2 protein-coding genes are annotated in these 607 nt (G+C 46.2%); one reads left to right on the forward strand and one right to left on the reverse strand.

The annotated features are described in order from the left end of the window. Positions 1 to 302, forward strand: a 302-nt coding sequence (locus tag CIK04_RS27460) for an ElyC/SanA/YdcF family protein (RefSeq protein WP_176463451.1), incomplete at its 5' end; no start/stop codon positions are given. Positions 303 to 384: 82 nt separating this feature from the next. Here the strand turns inward: CIK04_RS27460 and CIK04_RS27465 are convergent. Continuing rightward, the coding region (locus CIK04_RS27465; RefSeq protein ID WP_176463452.1) for a winged helix-turn-helix domain-containing protein at positions 385 to 607 on the reverse strand (223 nt) is incomplete at its 5' end.

The raw sequence follows: 607 nt of genomic DNA on the forward strand, positions 1-607 counted from the left end.
AAGCTGCGCAAGCAGCGGACATTTGTGCGTCAAAACAGCTGGTTTTGGTCACTTCAGCCAGTCACATGGCACGTGCAATGAAAGAGTTTCATGACGCTGGCATAACGCCGTTACCCGCGCCAACAAACTACCTTGCGCAAAAGAACATCTCTCAAGCTTGGGACAGATATGCCCCTAAAGCCATCTACCTTGAGCAAACAGAGCGCTACTGGTATGAAACCCTCGGCCAGCTATGGCAAGGCATGCGAGATTTGCTCCTTACTGACGAACAAATCATGGCAGAGAATCGCGCATCAAAATGATGAATCATGATCTGCAGAAACAAAAAAAGAGCTTAATCCGCTCTTTTTTKGTTTGTTTAATTTTGGTCTTTCTAAGCCACGCCTAGTCGCCTGCAAACATGTAGCCTTCACCGTGTACGGTCACAAAAATTTGTGGGTTTTTAGGATCAAACTCCATTTTTGCTCTCATGCGACGAATCAAAACATCAATCGTTCTGTCGTTTGGCGCGTCAACACGATGGCTAATCATGTTGAGAATGCGTTCACGGCTTAATACCTGATTTGGATAAGACGAAAGCGCCACCAGCAGCTCATATTCTGCCTTG

The sequence above is a fragment of the Vibrio sp. 03_296 genome, from assembly GCF_002265885.1.